Origin of the sequence: Pedobacter xixiisoli (assembly GCF_900215335.1) — a bacterium.
GTDB lineage: Bacteria > Bacteroidota > Bacteroidia > Sphingobacteriales > Sphingobacteriaceae > Pedobacter > Pedobacter xixiisoli.
In genome coordinates this window covers 686577-702423 of the sequence record NZ_OCMT01000002.1, presented here as the reverse complement: position 1 = coordinate 702423, position 15847 = coordinate 686577, and the positions used below count along the sequence as shown (strand labels likewise).

14 protein-coding genes are annotated in these 15847 nt (G+C 36.9%); 11 read left to right on the top strand and 3 right to left on the bottom strand.

Annotated features, from left to right (window positions below; all coding sequences use genetic code 11):
• Positions 1–37: 37 nt before the first annotated feature.
• Positions 38–643 carry a hypothetical protein gene (locus CRO54_RS09200; protein ID WP_097131228.1) on the top strand — a complete coding sequence of 202 codons (606 nt, stop codon included), beginning with the start codon at positions 38–40 and terminating at the stop codon, positions 641–643.
• Between the two features lie 409 nt (positions 644–1052).
• Here the strand turns inward: CRO54_RS09200 and CRO54_RS09195 are convergent, their stop codons facing one another.
• From CRO54_RS09195 to CRO54_RS09185, 3 genes are read right to left on the bottom strand one after another with little or no spacing between them, the layout of a single operon-like run.
• Positions 1053–1592: a DUF922 domain-containing protein gene (locus CRO54_RS09195; protein WP_097131226.1), complete on the bottom strand. Its 540-nt coding sequence runs from the start codon at positions 1590–1592 to the stop codon at positions 1053–1055.
• A 31-nt stretch (positions 1593–1623) separates the two neighbouring features.
• On the bottom strand, positions 1624–2220 hold the full coding sequence (locus CRO54_RS09190; RefSeq protein WP_097131224.1) for a hypothetical protein: 597 nt from the start codon (positions 2218–2220) through the stop codon (positions 1624–1626).
• Positions 2207–2704, bottom strand: a complete 498-nt coding sequence (locus CRO54_RS09185; protein ID WP_097131222.1) for an RNA polymerase sigma factor — start codon at positions 2702–2704, stop codon at positions 2207–2209. Before CRO54_RS09185 ends, CRO54_RS09190 begins: the two co-directional genes overlap by 14 nt.
• Before the next feature lie 302 nt (positions 2705–3006).
• On the opposite strand from CRO54_RS09185, the gene CRO54_RS09180 reads away from it, so the two are divergent.
• From CRO54_RS09180 to CRO54_RS09135, 10 genes are all read left to right on the top strand, one after another.
• Positions 3007–4428, top strand: coding sequence for a dicarboxylate/amino acid:cation symporter (locus tag CRO54_RS09180; RefSeq protein ID WP_097131220.1), 1422 nt, complete (start codon positions 3007–3009; stop codon positions 4426–4428).
• Between the two features lie 5 nt (positions 4429–4433).
• Complete coding sequence (locus tag CRO54_RS09175; RefSeq protein WP_097131219.1) at positions 4434–4940, top strand: hypothetical protein; 507 nt, start codon at positions 4434–4436, stop codon at positions 4938–4940.
• Positions 4941–5444: a hypothetical protein gene (locus CRO54_RS09170; protein ID WP_097131216.1), complete on the top strand. Its 504-nt coding sequence runs from the start codon at positions 4941–4943 to the stop codon at positions 5442–5444.
• Positions 5445–5915: 471 nt separating this feature from the next.
• Positions 5916–6794, top strand: coding sequence for a heparin lyase I family protein (locus tag CRO54_RS09165; protein WP_097131214.1), 879 nt, complete (start codon positions 5916–5918; stop codon positions 6792–6794).
• 18 nt (positions 6795–6812) lie between these two features.
• Positions 6813–7667 (top strand): hypothetical protein, encoded by an 855-nt coding sequence (locus CRO54_RS09160; protein ID WP_097131212.1) that lies wholly within the window; start codon positions 6813–6815, stop codon positions 7665–7667.
• A gap of 62 nt (positions 7668–7729) precedes the next feature.
• A complete protein-coding gene (locus CRO54_RS09155) occupies positions 7730–10282 on the top strand; it encodes a beta strand repeat-containing protein (RefSeq protein WP_097131210.1) in 2553 nt (850 codons plus the stop codon).
• 76 nt (positions 10283–10358) lie between these two features.
• Positions 10359–12308 (top strand): sialate O-acetylesterase, encoded by a 1950-nt coding sequence (locus CRO54_RS09150; RefSeq protein ID WP_097131208.1) that lies wholly within the window; start codon positions 10359–10361, stop codon positions 12306–12308.
• Positions 12309–12400: 92 nt separating this feature from the next.
• On the top strand, positions 12401–13144 hold the full coding sequence (locus tag CRO54_RS09145) for a FadR/GntR family transcriptional regulator (RefSeq protein ID WP_097131206.1): 744 nt from the start codon (positions 12401–12403) through the stop codon (positions 13142–13144).
• Between the two features lie 54 nt (positions 13145–13198).
• Complete coding sequence (locus CRO54_RS09140) at positions 13199–15331, top strand: heparinase II/III domain-containing protein (RefSeq protein WP_097131204.1); 2133 nt, start codon at positions 13199–13201, stop codon at positions 15329–15331.
• A gap of 70 nt (positions 15332–15401) precedes the next feature.
• Complete coding sequence (locus CRO54_RS09135) at positions 15402–15737, top strand: cupin domain-containing protein (RefSeq protein ID WP_097131202.1); 336 nt, start codon at positions 15402–15404, stop codon at positions 15735–15737.
• Positions 15738–15847 lie beyond the last annotated feature (110 nt).

Below are 15847 nucleotides of genomic sequence, written 5' to 3'. Positions count from 1 at the left end.
ATAAAACATATAAATTGGCATTTTAAATTTAGATTCCATGATTTTGAAAGATTTATTAAAATCTGTATTCGCAGTTGTAGCGGTTTCGGTAATGATTTCTGCTTGTAACGATAGCGAAAAACCAGTACAAACGCAGCAAAAAGTAGTAGAAACAAAGCAACCAAATCCTTTTCCTTTTTATAAAAGTATAGAGATCAAACCTGGTTATTATTTCGAGGTAGTGAGCTGGGGCAAAGGCGTGGATAGCGTAGGTGGTTTTTTGATACTGATGTCTGACTCGACGAAGAACAATTATAAAACACTTTCTGTACAAAGAGAAGGCATTATCACTGATGCTTGGAATATGGATTTAGATAATGACGGTAATCCAGAGATTTATGTGCAAACATTGGTTCGAAAAAATGTGGCAGATGTAAATGTATACGAGTTCAATAGCGATTTTAATAAAATTAGTTTTCCTGGAATCAGCAGTTTAAAAGGCTATAAAGGGGATGATAAGTTTTTTGTTAAAAATGGCGATTTGTTTAGGTCTGTACCTATTGTTCAAACAGAGAATGGTAAGATGACTACTTTGGTTAAAACTTTAAAATATCGTTTATCAGGTAACAGTTTTTCTTCTTCTGAGGTTAAACCTGGGGAATAGCTAACTTATATTGCTTTTGATTTAAGGTGTATGATGATATATGGTTTATTTACGCCATAAATTGCCATGAATGTATTGTCGATATTTTTTTCTTTAAGTATTGTTTGGAATGAGCCAAAATAGTATTTAAGATTTATTTTAAAGCTCGCCGCCGCTGGGCTCTTACTTTTTGACCGCAAAAAGTAACAAAAACTCTCGGTTGCCTATTTTTCTTTCAAAGGAAATGCTTTTGCTTATTTGTGCTACCCGAAAAATAGGAGACCGAAAATTAGCTAAACGGAGGTTTGAAGGGCTATCGCTAGCAAGTGTCCTATTTTGATCCCAAATCAGTTTATTTTAATAAAAGTTAATGTTTTCCATTTAAAATGGAATATGATTTTCGTTTTAAATGGAAGATATTGTTTAACGGCTATAGGTCTTTTAGTTCGCTTTCGAAAAAATCATTCCATTTTTGTTGTGCTTCCAAATCGGAGCCATGCTTGGTTTCTACGTCATAACGTTTTTGCATATCGTTATAAAACTTGCTGATATCTTTTGCTGTTTTCTCTACCAGTCGTTTATAGTTTTGAACGGTATAACCTTGGTTTTTCAAGATGTATTCACCCTTTTTTAATAAAAAAAAGTTGATGTAAACATGTCCTTGCTCGTGATTTAGTAATTGCTTACTAGCACTTTTATTCCTTATTCGTTCTCTTTTTACCCACGATTTATTGGCATCAACTCCTCCAAGAAAATTAAAATCTAGTTGAAGAGTATTGCCCCGTATGGTTGAACGATAGCCGTACTGCCAGATGGTGCTGGTTACCGCCGCAAAATTTGAGTTGGGGTCTGGATTCCCTCTAAAATGAGTATCCCAATCTATAGTTTCTGGATAAATGCGTTCGTGCGGCGCAAAAGAAGAGGCCAGCAATACAACAGCGAATAAAATAGCGTTCTTTATCGGTTTCATCTAATTTTACAAGAACGAAAGTTATGCCAAATTATTCTATCTCTTTAAATTGATTGCTGATGCGTTCAAATTTTTCAATCAATAAGGCAATTCTTTCTTTATCTCGTTTAATTACTGCTTTTCTAACCAAAGTAGAACAGAAAATCATCCATCCAAAACTAATACCAATTAATAAAAGCTGTACCCAAAGTTCAAGGTGGCTTAATATCTCTACAAAGAAAAATATCATTCCCAAAGAGAGTGCGATGGTGTAAAACCAGTACAAGCGATTATACAAGCTATGTCTACTCAATTGGTAGGCCTTTAAACTTGCAATAAATTCAGTTGGGTTTATAGTGAAATCGCTTTTTGTAAGAATTTGATGATTTTTATATAAAATAATAGTGTATACACCTATTGCGATGATAATAATGCTGATACCAGCGTGTGTAGTCCATGATTGAAAATCGAATAACCATAAGGCCGCCATTAGAAAAAATGAGAATCCCATTCCTAATATATTCAATAATGATTTTGTACGTATGTTGTTTACGTCTTTCTTGGCCTGTTTTAGCATTTCATCAGCAGATATCCTTACATCAACTGTATGCTTAGCCCATAATGCCTCTATGTGATCAAATTCTTGCATGTTGATTGTATATTTCGGTAAGTTTCTGTTTAATGCGATGAATTCTAACTCTTAAATTGCCTTCGCTAATTCCTGAGATTTCTGCAATTTCGTTATAAGGTAATTCATCAAGTACCATTGTGATGATTAGACGGTCGTTTTCTTCTAGTTTCGAGATAGATTTATATAAAAGTGCAATCTGTTCGTTTTTTTCAGAATATTCTTCAATCTTATTCTCTATGATATTGTCTGTAAGCTCATCTTTTGCCTGCCTCTTTTCAGAACGTAGGTAAGTTAAACAGGTGTTTACAGCAATTCTGTAGATCCAAGTAGATATTAAGGATTTGTTTCTGAACTTATCTAGATTTTGCCAAACCTTTAAAAATGTTTCCTGCAAAAGATCGTTCGCAGAGTCAGCGTCACCAGTGTAACCATAACACAGGTGAAATATCTTCTTTGAGTTTTTATCGAAAATTTCCTTAAAAAGCTGATCTTTTCGGTCCATTTAATGTTTTTGTATGTCTATTAGAATAGTGCAACATCAAATTGTTACACCAAAAACGCTGGCTAAAATAATAAATGTTTGTGTGGTAAAGGCAAATATTTAATTTTGTCGGTCTAGTAATATCCACCATGCCACTTGTTGGTGTTGTGAGATAGCATTAGAAAGTATAAACCCAAATAACCAAATAGACTAATGTGCTTTTTGAAATAAAAAGACACAACAAATAAATAAGCTAATGAAGCATTACAGTTTTTATTAAAAAATAGAATAGCTTCGTTACCGCTGAAACAAAAAACAAACTAATGAAAAAAAACAAAATAGGTTTAATTACCTTAATCTGTGTTACCATTGCCTTAATCATTACTTTATTAAAAGAGTTTAATATAGCGCCCATTGCAGAAGAAGTAATGATAGGAGCAAGATGGGGCTTGGCAGTGGTTTTGGTGGCCTATGCGTTAACTAAGAGAAATTTAACTACGTGGATATTGGTAGCAATGCTTCTGGGTGTGTTTGTTGGAGTCGATTTTCCGAGTGTTGCCGCTGCCTTACATCCCTTAAGTAAAGGCTTTATTAAGTTGGTTAAAACTATTGTAGGCCCAATTCTTTTTGGTACGTTAGTTTATGGAATAGCCGGACACTCCGATTTGAAACAGGTTGGTCGTATGGCATGGAAATCAATGTTGTATTTCTTCTGTGCAACCTCATGCGCTATTTTTATTGGTTTGGCGGTAATTAACATTACACAAGCTGGTGTAGGCGTAGATCTCCAAAAGATGCCACAGCAACAACTTCCAACAGCTAAAGTGGTTGATACAGAATTAGAGGCTTTACCAACAAATGTACATGGTGTATATAAATTCGCTCACTTCTTTTATGAGCTATTTCCAGAAAATGTAGTGAAGTCGATGTACGAAAACAAAGTACTTCAAATTGTAGTGTTTTCTGTGCTTTTTGGTATTGGTTTGGCCATGGTAGAAGAGAAGAAACGGAAGCCTTTGGTTGATTTTGCCGAAAGCTTATCAGAGGTGATGTTCAAATTCACCAATCTCATTATGTATTTTGCGCCAATTGGCGTAGGTGCTGCAATGGCTTATACCGTTGGTCATTTAGGTGTAGATATATTAAAGAATTTATTCATGCTTTTAGGTTCTTTGTATATTGCGCTCATTGTATTTGTTCTGGTAGTATTTGTGCCAATTATGTTGGTGTTGAAGATATCGATTAAGAAATTTATACAGGCAGTAAAAGAACCAGTTTCCATTGCATTTGCTACCACAAGTTCAGATGCGGCTTTGCCAAAAGCGATTAGCAATATGGAGAAATTTGGTGTGCCACGTAAAATTGTTTCGTTTGTAATACCAACAGGATATAGCTTTAATTTAGATGGTACATCGTTGTACCTATCTTTAGCGTCTATCTTTGTAGCGCAAGCTGCCGGGATGCATTTAGGTATTGGGCAACAGTTGGCCATTGCATTTACATTGATGATTACCTCAAAAGGTGTGGCTGCGGTACCAAGAGCTTCGCTAATTGTGTTAATTGCAACTGCAGAGCAATTTGGATTGCCGGTGTTTATTATTGCTGCCATTTTAGGTATCGATGAATTAATGGATATGGCTCGTACATCGGTAAATGTAATAGGTAATTGTTTGGCAACCGTTGTGGTAGCTAAATGGGAAGGGGAGTTTGATGAAGAAGCATCAAAGAATTTTATAGCTGATTAAAAATAATGACTTCAAGAGGTAAAAAGATTTTTCTTGCGTTAACCGTAATTGTACCATTTTTAATTTATAGCATAGTTTATTATGCGCCAATCATTAGAAATGCACCATTTCAGGAAAAAGATTTCGTTTCGCTAGAATATAAATGGGGGACAGGAACTCAGCTAGAAAATAGTTATAATTCTGCTACCGGCGAATTCAAATACGTAAATAAAAACGATTCGTTGATCAACAGAAACATCAAGCTCACTACTAGAGATGTCAAATATTTAGATAGTATAGCCGATGTGCAGGGTTTTTGGAATCTTCCGGATGTGGTTGCGAACGGTGAAGAAGATCTGAAGGATGCGAAAAAACTGCGTTACTTCATCAAGTTCAATTATAAAAAGAAATCTAAGGAAGTAACTTATTTTCCAAGCTTCAGTGGCAATCAAAAAATGAAAGGTGCAGTAAGTAAAATGCAAAAAGAAATTGAACTTACATTAATTGATAAGGAAGCTAATTTAACTAAATAGATGAAGCCGAAAGTAACAAGGGTACTAAATATTGTAGCTGTACTATTTATTGTAGTTGCTGGTGGTTATTTTGTGATGAAGATGAGAAGTGGGGGTAAACGAGCTTCATCTTTTGTAAGCCTAACCTATAAATGGGGTGTGGGTGATACTTTGCAAAATAGTTACGATTCTAAAACTGGCGAATATCAATTTATCGACCAGCGTGACCAATTAATTAAAGAGAAATTTAAAATACGCACCAATAACGTCATTTTTCTACATAGTAAAATCAACGAAGGAGATTTGTTGGCCATTCCTGATACCGTAGCAAATGCTCAAGCAAATTTGAAAGACCCGAAGGTGTTACGTTATGAGTTTAAGTTTGTTTACGATGATACTACTAAAAACGTAATTTATCTAACTAATTACGATAAGGACCCAATAATCAGAAGTAGAGCTGGTGGTTTGCAAAAAGTAGTTCAACAAATCATTACCGAGGCCGAAGAGCGTTTTTCTAGCAGATAATAAGTTTTTTTTGAAAAGCGTAATCACTGCGACTATCTTCTGATTTCCCAATTTTTCATAACAATTTTTACGGAACAGGCTTCATGCCCTGAGTTTTATTATAGAAGCTGCTAAAACGGCCATACAAGCGGATGCTGAGATAAATTCAGCATGACGAAGCTTAAACCTAACGTCACCCTTAATTTATTTCAGTGTCAGGCACATAAGCGATATGTTTATTTCTGAAAATCAATAAGTTGATTGTCGAACTCAGGTTCATGAGTTTTAGATTTACGAAGTCTGAAATTCCTGCAATGAGTGTTTCCATTATACTTGGGCTTAGTTCTTAAAAACTACTACAAGTTCCACCCAGACTGCTTTCGTAACATTTCTGAAATCTCTGATGTTAAAATTTTCTAAAAAATTTGGATGGTAACTTTATTTGTATAAATTTGGTCAACCAAATATTGGTCAACCAAATAAATCTTCTGTATGAATAAGCAAAACCTGCTTTATATCTTATGCGTCTGCTTTTTCGGATGCGCTTGCAGCAAGCAAAAAACTGTCCATGTAGAAAAGGAAGTTTTAGCAGCGACTGGTAATCAAACGAGCAATACAGATGGTACCACTTTGAGTGCTAACGGTACAACAGAAACTTATCAATTAATCAATAATGTATTTGGCGGCAATGGGGATGTGGTAGAAGCACCAGATTGCAGTCACCTGGGTTTTGGTAAACATATTACCCAAGTGTTCGATACAGATTTGAAACGTCAGGTTTTTGCATTTCATATTCATGTAACTCCAGACAATGATAAATGTGAGGATTCTGACAGACAGCGCAACGAAATTAAAACCTACGATAAATCTCCTGAAAGTTTGAAAGCTAGTAAAGATGAAAAAGTGCTTTACAAATGGAAGTTCAAATTAGACGCTAATTTTAAACCTTCAAGCGATTTCACTCATATCCATCAATTAAAGCCTATAGATGGTGATAACCAACTGCCGATTATTACGCTAACTCCACGTTATAGAGCCGCTGGTGATGTAATGCAGGTAATCCATACGGGAGAGACCGATGCTTCTTCGTTAAAATATATTGTTCAAGTGCCTCTAGCAGATTTTAAAGGACAATGGGTAGAGGTTATTGAGAGAGCTACATTTTCTTTCGATGGTAAGTACGAAATACAGATCAACAGAATTAGTGACGGTAAACTTTTGGTGAAACAAGCTTTTACCAATATCGAGATGTGGCGTAAAAATACCACTAGCTGCCGCCCTAAATGGGGCATTTACAGGAGAACACTACAACCAGAGGTGTTGCGAGATGAAACCCTTTGGTTTAACGACTTTAATATCACAGAATACTAATCTTTAATTTATAAAACCATGAAGAAGAATTTTTTTGCGCTCTCTAAACTATCAATTATTACGGTTACGCTTTCGGCATTAATCTTCTCAACCAATGTTGCTTTGGCTCAGCAAGCCCCAGTTCTGGTAATTAACTACGATTTTGGAGATAAAGAGGCTTCATTCAATCCGAACCCAGGTGCTTCTTCTACTTCTTTTCTGCCAAAAGTAACCGCAAGTAAAGGTGTTAAAGTAAGGGTGCGTACAGCGTCTGATGGTACTGGTGCAATTAACTTGGTGAAAAGTGGTGCTGGTTTTATCAAAGGTGCTGGTTTGGAAGTGATAGCAGGAACAACTACCAGTAAATTCTCTATCTACAACTTGGCGATAGAAGGTTTGGTTAAAACTAGTTTTAATATCAAGATAGATGCTGCAGCCGCTGGTCAGTGGGTGTTTGCTAACGGTGCTTCTGATAATTCTGATGATTTGTTCCAAGGTAACAGCGGTATCAAAGAAACTTCTACTGAGGTGTTCGCTGGGTTGAGATGGAATTTGTCGGCAGCTGAGCAGATTAATTTTTATAGTCGTAATGGCGCTAAATGGGCTGCTGTAAAAGGCGTATCATTTGTTAAAAATACAGATTATTTAATTGAAGTGTACAGTAACAATGGTGCCGAAGCAAAAAAATACACTAAAGAAGGTGAGCAAACTTTAAATGTAGGTACTTATCATGTTTGGGTAAACGGTAAACGTGTGGCTGGAGAGTTTGTATCTGGAGGTTTGGAGGTAGGTAAAAGCCTGAATGGCTTCATCATTTATGGTGTTACTCCGAAAGGGAATGATACCATGGCGAAAGCTTGGTTAGATAACCTAGAAATTAACGGGAACTTATAAAAACGAATCAATTGGAGGGCTCAATCGGTCCTCCTTAACCTATAACCAAATATTTAATCCGTATGAAAAGAATTTTACTTTTAATGATTTTATGCTGCTTTACAGCAGTTAGTTTTGCGCAGACCTTAGTTGATGGCGATTATAGAACAGCAAAAATTTCAGGAAACTGGAGTGATGCTGATATGTGGGAACGACGTAGTGGTGGAACTTGGGCTATAACAGCTACTTCGCCAACGGCAAATAATAATGTTTATGTGCAAAACGGACACACTGTTACTGTTGATGTAGCGAATGTCTATTGCAAAGATTTACAGCTGAATACGGCTGGAAGCTTGGTGATTGGAACCAATGTTGCTAATGTTAGTGGCAAAATAAGGGCTTTTACCAATGCTGCGGTTACAGGTAGTGCAGATGGTAATTATTCTACCAGTACTGCAACGCTTGTGAGTTCAATGATTGTAACGAATGGAGTTGGAGTACTTAAATTTGTGGGAGGAACCAGAACGATAGCTGCTGCGGGGGAGTGGAATAGTGCTACTACAAGTAATGCAGTAGAATTTGCATTAGATGTAAATGCTACTGGAACGATAGTTCCAGGCGTTAAATTTAGGCCTATTGTAATTTCAAGTGGAACGATAGTAACAGATGGTTTGTTTTCCGCAGGAAGTGGAGACTTCACCATAAAAAGCGGGGCAGTATTCAGGTCTACCAGATCGGGTAGTGTAATATGGAATAGTTCTACTACAAAAATTGCTACATTGACAATTGAATCGGGGGCAACGATGGAACTTTCAGGCGGTAGTCCTACAATTGATGCAACTACTATAATTAATAATGGAACTATTACATATAATTCTTCATCTTCTCAAAACTTGATTACCAGGAGTTCGACGAACACAGATGCATCGGCTTTATTTGAAAACTACTATGATTTGAAATTCTCGAATGCAGGAACAAGACAGTTGCCAGCTTTTAATATCAAAGTAGCTCATGGTCTGTACACCGATGGAACAACTGCTATAAGTAATACTACAAACTCTACGAAAATTACGATGGCAAATAATTCTACCATCTATAGAAGTAGTACAGGAAACATTTCAAGTACAGCTATAGAATTTGGATCGTCTAGTAGTGATGTCGTAAATATTTCAATTGGCGCTGTACTTTCAGTAGGTGGAGAAATGGTTTCGTCTCCCGCACCTGGTACGATTGGAGATTTAACAATTTTAAACACTGGTACCTACACAGTAGGTAGCAGCAGAGCTGTTAATAATCTAATTAATAATGGGATACTAATATTGAGCCCATCTACCTCTATGACATTTACTGTTAATGGGAATGTTTCAGGTATTGGTACTATTTCGGGGCATGGTAGTGCTAGCTTAACTTTAGCGGGGGCAAATTCGGGAGACGCAGGTATGCTAAAGTTTACTACTGGACAAGAGCAGTTAAATAATTTAACTATTAGTAGGTCTGGTACAGGTGCTTCTGTTACTTTACAGTCATCTCTTACTTTAAATGGAAACTTAAATTTAACGAGTGGTTTAGTTAATATTCAGCCTGGACAAAGACTGACGGTGTCAAGTATCAATAGTATTAGTGGCTCTCCTTTTTCTTCTTCTAAATATATCAATACACAAAGTTCGGGAGGTATTGTAGGAAAATTTGTAATTACAGATTTGGCAGCTTCTAGGTTAATTCCATTGGGATATAACGGAAACTATCTTCCAGTAACCTTAAACCCAACTGCAAGCTCTACTTTCGATATCAACGTTTTTGCTGGTGCAACTACGGATGCCACACCAAATGGCACTGCTTTAACAGCAGCACAAAAATCAAAAATGGTAGATGCTACCTGGAATATCCAACGTACATCTGGTACTGGAAATGTAGATGTTACTTTAGGTTGGGACAGTACATTAGAAGGAGTTGATTTTGCCAATTTTACTGATGCTCAAATTGGTGTATCGGCTTACACTGTTGGTGCTTATACGGCTTTTACTGGTTCTGGTAACGCTACTGCTAATACGGCAACATTTACTACTACCACACTTTCGCCATTTGTAGTAGGAGAGGCAAATACCACTTTACCTTTAACCTTAATCAGTTTTATGCCTAAACAGATTTTAAATAGCGTGAAATTAGATTGGAAAACCACAGATGAAGTAAACTTGAAAAACTATGTATTACAGCATAAAGTTGGTAACGATTTTCAAGACATCTATACCGTGTCAGCAAATAATAAACTTGGTACTTTTAACTATACTTACACACATTTAAATCCAGCAGCTGGTGTAAATTATTACCGTTTGGTAGGTGTAGATTTAGATGGTTCTACTCATGAAAGCGAGATTAAATCGATAAGGGTAACCTTAGGTAGCGAAGTTGCTGTTTATCCAAATCCGGTAAGCCAAAGAAACATCACTGTTTCTGGTGTGGTAAAGGGAGATGTCATTAAAATTTTAAATATCCAAGGACAAATAATTGCTACGAAAATCACCAATGGAAATCAAGTAGAAGAAATAGATGTTCAAAATATCCAAGCAGGTACCTACATCTTATCAATTGAAAACGCTGGTAAAATTACAAGTACTAAAAAGGTAATTAAAATATAACATTTGTTTTAAGTTATGGTTTGCGAGTTACGTGTAAAGCTCACAACTTGCAACCTGTAACCCGTAACTAGATAAAATGAACAAACACTCAAAATTATTATTAGCACTAGGTTTACTTTTAGCCTTCTCAGCAGATGTTTTCGCTAAGGTGAGGCTTCCTCAAATTTTTGGAAGTAATATGGTTTTGCAGCGTGATAAGCCGATCACTTTGTGGGGTTGGGCTGATGTAGGAGAGAAAGTGAACGTAAATTTTAGAGGAAGCGATTATAAAGCCGAGACTAATGCGCAAGGTAAATGGCAGCTAGAAATGAAAGCCGGTCCAGCTGGTGGTCCATATACCTTGAAGATCAACGAGCTTAACTTAGAGAATATACTTTTGGGTGATGTTTTTCTTTGCAGTGGGCAAAGTAACATGGCGTTTTTATTGATGAAAGCAGATGGCGGAGAAAAGGATATTGAGAATTCGGCTAATCAGAATATTAGAGTTTTCAATGTTAATAGAGATATTGAATTTCAGCCATTGGACGATTTAACCAAGAAAACGCTGTGGCAAGTTTCCGCTCCAAAAGCAGTCGATAAGTTTTCGGCAGTAGCTTATTACATGGGCCGTAAATTGCAAAAAGAACTCAATGTACCTATTGGATTAATCAGCAGTGCTTATGGCGGTACGGTGATAGAAGGTTTCATCGGTGCGCCCTCGTTGGATACCATTCAAAGGTTAAAGCCGGTACTTAAGCAAATCGGTGGTAAAAACCAAAAACAGTACATCGCTGCCAAAGTAGCAGAGTTAGAAAAAATACACGGCAAGCTAAATCAGAACACCAATACCGATGTGCTTTGGGATACCGTTAATCCAACTATTCCAACTTATTCAAAAGCTTGGGCAACCATGAAATTACCAACCTTATGGGAAAAAGCCGGTTTGCCAAACGTTGATGGTGTAATTTGGTTCTATAAGGAATTAAACCTAAGTAGCGCCGATATCCAAAAAGATGCGTTCTTAAGTCTGGGTAGAATTGCCGACCAAAGTGTCGTATTCTTTAACGATGTGAAATTGGGCTCGTCACCAGATAGTCGGGATTTAATTAGAGAATTTACCATTTCAAAAGATTTGCTTAAAGTTGGAGTAAATAAAATTACAGTCCGCGTAGCTAACAAAGGTAGAAATGGCGGTATTTGGGGGCCGCAAAGCAAAATGCTTTTTAAGTCTGGCGTCGATAATAGAATTGCTATTGATGGAGATTGGGCTTATAAAATGCAAGAGATTAGTATTGCCGTACATCCAAACGATGTTTCTTCATCGATTTACAATGCAATGATTAGCCCGTTAAAAAGTTTGCAGTACAAAGCGGTAATTTGGTATCAGGGAGAAAGTAATGCCAACTGGGCAGATGAATACGAAGGTTTTTTGAAAAACTTAATTAAGGATTGGAGAACGAATTTTAATCAGCCTCAATTACCTTTTGTGATTGTACAATTGCCTAATTATAAGAAAATGCCAATTGAACCAGAAGTAAATTCAACTTGGGCGCTGTTAAGAGAAGGACAGGAAAAAGCTACTCGCCAGGCTAATGTAGGTTTGGTAAATATCATTGATTTGGGTTTGGCAAATGATATTCATCCAACCAATAAATTTCCCGTAGGTGAGCGTGTAGCGGCAAAAGTAGAACAATTGGTTTACGGAAAAAAAGTAGCTGCCGATGGACCAGTTTTTAAATCAATAAAGATTCAAGGTGCAAAAGCTATCATTTCATTTGACTATGCGGATGGCTTAACTGCAAATAAAAATGCAAAGCGTTCTAATTTCATCATCGCTGGTAAGGACAGGAAATTTGTATGGGCACAAGCTAAAGTGGTTGGTAATACAGTAGAGGTTTGGAGCGATGAGTTGAAAGAACCAATTGCTGTACGTTATGCTTGGGCAGATAATCCAGGGGATAATTATCTTTCAAACGCTGCGGGCTTACCTATGAGAGCTTTTAGGAGTGATAATTGGAAAGTTGATTTGGAAGTAATTCCAAGATAATTTGATTTAATTTGAAATAAATTTTAAATACCCAATTGAATGCTTATTTTTGGTAAACCAATTAATTGGTCGACCAAATAGAAAATTAACGAATGAAGTCACTAATAGAAAATATTACAGCTATACAAGTAGAGTCGCCGGTTGACAAAATAATAGGACAGTTGAAACAACTAATCGTTTCTGGTCAACTAAAGCCTGGAGATAGATTACCAGCAGAACGAGTTCTTTCTGAAAGATTCGGTGTTGGCAGAAGCTACATCCGCGAAGCGATACTTAAATTAGAGTTTTACGGTTTGTTGAGAACCAATCCACAAAGCGGTACTTACGTGGCTGGTTTAAGCATCAACGTGATAGATAATATTATATCAGATATCATCAAGTTTAACAAAGATGATTTTAATGCCTTAATAGAAGCTCGCTATCACTTAGAGTTAAATGCGGTAAAATTAGCTGCGGAACGTAGAACCTGCGAAGATTTGGAAAGCATCAAATCTGCAATGGAAGATTACGAAAACAAGGCTAGTACAGGTGGTGATGCCGTAGAGGAGGATATGGTTTTTCATATCAAAGTAGCTAAAGCAACTAAAAATTCAGTAATAGAATCGATGATTTTGATTTTGGTGCCAGACCTAATTAAGAACATTGTACAAAATAAAATATGTGGAGATAATAGAGCTAAAACAGCGATAGAAGAACACAGAATGATTTATGCCGCTATTGAAGCGCAAGATATGGCTAAAGCCGAAGAGGCAATGGCTAGCCACCTTGATGAGATATGGCAAATTAGTAAAGCAGGTTTTGCTGCACAACATATAATCAACGAAGCAGAAGTATAATTCGAGAAATATAGGGCAACCCTAGCTTAATCAAATCAATATAAATTCAAGCGTATGAACTACTTAAAAAAAGTGGTATTAGTATCTTTTTGTGCCTTTTTTAGCATATCGCTGATGGCTCAAACACACCCAAGCCTAATGCTTACCAAAGCAAACGTGGCGGCTGTGCGTAAAGGAGTAACTACTTATCCACTTTTGCGTCAATCTTATCAAACTGTTAAAAATGCAGCCGATAAAGCATTGGCAGAACCTATAGTAGTGCCAGTGCCTAAAGATGGCGGTGGTGGCTACACGCATGAACAACACAAGAAAAACTACAGTAATATGTTAAGCGCTGCTACCGCTTATCAAATATCTGGGCAAAAGAAATATGCAGATTACGTAAAAAACGTACTGTTAAATTATGCTTCGCAATATGAAAAATGGCCTTTACATCCCAAAAGAAAAAGTGAAGATGATGGTGGTCGTATTTTTTGGCAAAGCTTAAACGACTTTGTATGGCAAATTTATACCATACAGGCTTATGATTTGGTTTATGACGGTTTACCTGCTGCTGACAGGAAAACCATTGAAGAGAAATTGTTCGTGCCTATCTTAAAGTTCTTTACTGAAGATAGGTACGAAGTCTTCAACAAAATTCACAATCATGGTACTTGGAATTTGGCTGCGGTAGGCATTACTGGCTACGTTTTGAATAAAAAGGAATATGTAGAAACAGCCATTAAAGGTTCTAAAAAAGATGGGAAAACTGGTTATTTGGCACAAATAGACCAATTGTTTTCTCCAGATGGTTATTACATGGAAGGCCCTTATTACCAACGTTACGCTTTATTGCCTTTCGTATTATTTGCTAAAGCGATCAACAATTACGAGCCTTCACGTAAAATCTTCGAATACCGAGATAAGCTACTTTCAAAAGCTATTCAAACTTCTTTACAAACCTCATATACCGATAAAACTTTCTTCCCAATTAACGATGCCATTAAAGATAAAACCTACGAATCAATAGAGTTAGTTTATGGTGTAGATTTAGCTTACGCTGATATCAAGCCAGAGGTTGATTTATTGGATATCGCTAAACAGCAAAACCGTGTCATCGTTTCTGATGCTGGTTTAAAGGTAGCTGCGGATTTAGCCGCTGGTAAAGCTGTACCGTTCAAATATCAAACTTTGTTTATTAAAGATGGTGCAAAAGGAGAAGATGGTGGTTTAGGTATTTTGCGTAGTGGTGCAAATACAGACCAGCAAGCAGTTTTGATAAAAGCGGCGTCGCAAGGAATGGGGCATGGACACTTTGATAGATTAGGTCTTCTATTCTACGATAATACCACAGAGATTTTTCCAGACTACGGTGCTGCCAGATTTCTAAATATCGACACTAAGAATGGTGGAGGTTATTTGCCAGAGAACAATACTTATGCAAAACAAACGGTAGCTCATAATGCCTTGGTGGTAGATGAAACTTCACATTTTAATGCTAAAGTTGGCCCAGCCGATAAAACTAGTCCAAACTTATTGTATTTCTCTAATCAGCCAAATTTAAAAATAGTAAGCGCTAAAGAGGCTAAAGCTTACGCTGATGTTACGATGATTAGAACTTCTGCATTGGTGAAAGTGGATGGGCTAGAAAAGCCATTATTGATTGATGTAATGCAAGCACTATCTGCAAAGAATCATCAATACGATTTACCATTTTGGTACAAAGGTCAGTTGGTGAATACTTCATTTCCTATAAAAGCAAAAGCCGATGGCTTAACTGCGCTAGGCAACAACAACGGTTATCAACACCTTTGGTTAAATGCTAGCAATAAATTAGATGTTAAAGCTGGCTTGGTTGGGTTGTTGAATAAAAATCGTTTCTACACTACTCACTTCGCATCAGATAATCCTTTAGAAGTGAAATTGGTTTCTATTGGCGCTAACGATCCAGAAATGAATTTGGTAGATGGCAAAGCATTTATGTTGAGCAGCAATGGTCAAAATCAAACTTTTGCAAGCATTACCGAAACGCATGGCGGTACAGACCCAATTAATGAAACGGTATCATCGGCATTGCCATCCATCAGCGAATTAACCATTGTGAAATCTGATGCACAACAAACAGTTGTTAGCTTCAAACTGAAAGGAAAAATTTACACGTATCAGATCAATTATAACGATAAACAGAATTATATTTCTTTTAAGTAGGAGACAGGGGTTAGTGGTCAGGTATCAGTTAACCGATTTAAACAATTAAGCAATTAAACAATATCAAGATATGCAAAGCGAATTATTTCAAATAGAGACAGAAACCACTTGGGAAGATTTAGGTAACGGTGTACAACGTAAAATCTATGGTCACGATGACCAAATCATGCTAGTGAAAGCAAAATTCGAAGCTGGAGCTATTGGTCCATTGCACGAGCATTACCATGTACAAGTTACTTACGTTGAAAGTGGTGTTTTCGAAATGACTATTGGTGACGAGAAAAAAATCATCAGAAAAGGTGATGGTTACTATGTGCCACCTCACGCTGTACATGGTTGCGTATGCGTAGAGCCAGGTATTTTAATCGATGTTTTCGCTCCTCACAGAGAAGATTTTATAAAGTAGGATTTTCCTCCCCCTGCCCCCTCGAAGAGGGGGATAAGCAAAATGCTTAGAGCGAATGTGTCTCCCTCTGGAGGGAGAATTGAAGAGGGAGGAAAAAGAAATAACTAGAA

Bases quoted from the DNA above. Each gene is read 5' to 3' on its own strand.
- CRO54_RS09165 (WP_097131214.1), top strand. From the start codon at position 5,916: ATGAATAAGCAAAACCTGCTTTATATCTTATGCGTCTGCTTTTTCGGA.
- CRO54_RS09200 (WP_097131228.1), top strand. From the start codon at position 38: ATGATTTTGAAAGATTTATTAAAATCTGTATTCGCAGTTGTAGCGGTT.
- CRO54_RS09195 (WP_097131226.1), bottom strand. From the start codon at position 1,592: ATGAAACCGATAAAGAACGCTATTTTATTCGCTGTTGTATTGCTGGCC.
- CRO54_RS09160 (WP_097131212.1), top strand. From the start codon at position 6,813: ATGAAGAAGAATTTTTTTGCGCTCTCTAAACTATCAATTATTACGGTT.
- CRO54_RS09170 (WP_097131216.1), top strand. From the start codon at position 4,941: ATGAAGCCGAAAGTAACAAGGGTACTAAATATTGTAGCTGTACTATTT.
- CRO54_RS09180 (WP_097131220.1), top strand. From the start codon at position 3,007: ATGAAAAAAAACAAAATAGGTTTAATTACCTTAATCTGTGTTACCATT.
- CRO54_RS09155 (WP_097131210.1), top strand. From the start codon at position 7,730: ATGAAAAGAATTTTACTTTTAATGATTTTATGCTGCTTTACAGCAGTT.
- CRO54_RS09135 (WP_097131202.1), top strand. From the start codon at position 15,402: ATGCAAAGCGAATTATTTCAAATAGAGACAGAAACCACTTGGGAAGAT.
- CRO54_RS09175 (WP_097131219.1), top strand. From the start codon at position 4,434: ATGACTTCAAGAGGTAAAAAGATTTTTCTTGCGTTAACCGTAATTGTA.
- CRO54_RS09145 (WP_097131206.1), top strand. From the start codon at position 12,401: ATGAAGTCACTAATAGAAAATATTACAGCTATACAAGTAGAGTCGCCG.
- CRO54_RS09150 (WP_097131208.1), top strand. From the start codon at position 10,359: ATGAACAAACACTCAAAATTATTATTAGCACTAGGTTTACTTTTAGCC.
- CRO54_RS09140 (WP_097131204.1), top strand. From the start codon at position 13,199: ATGAACTACTTAAAAAAAGTGGTATTAGTATCTTTTTGTGCCTTTTTT.
- CRO54_RS09190 (WP_097131224.1), bottom strand. From the start codon at position 2,220: ATGCAAGAATTTGATCACATAGAGGCATTATGGGCTAAGCATACAGTT.
- CRO54_RS09185 (WP_097131222.1), bottom strand. From the start codon at position 2,704: ATGGACCGAAAAGATCAGCTTTTTAAGGAAATTTTCGATAAAAACTCA.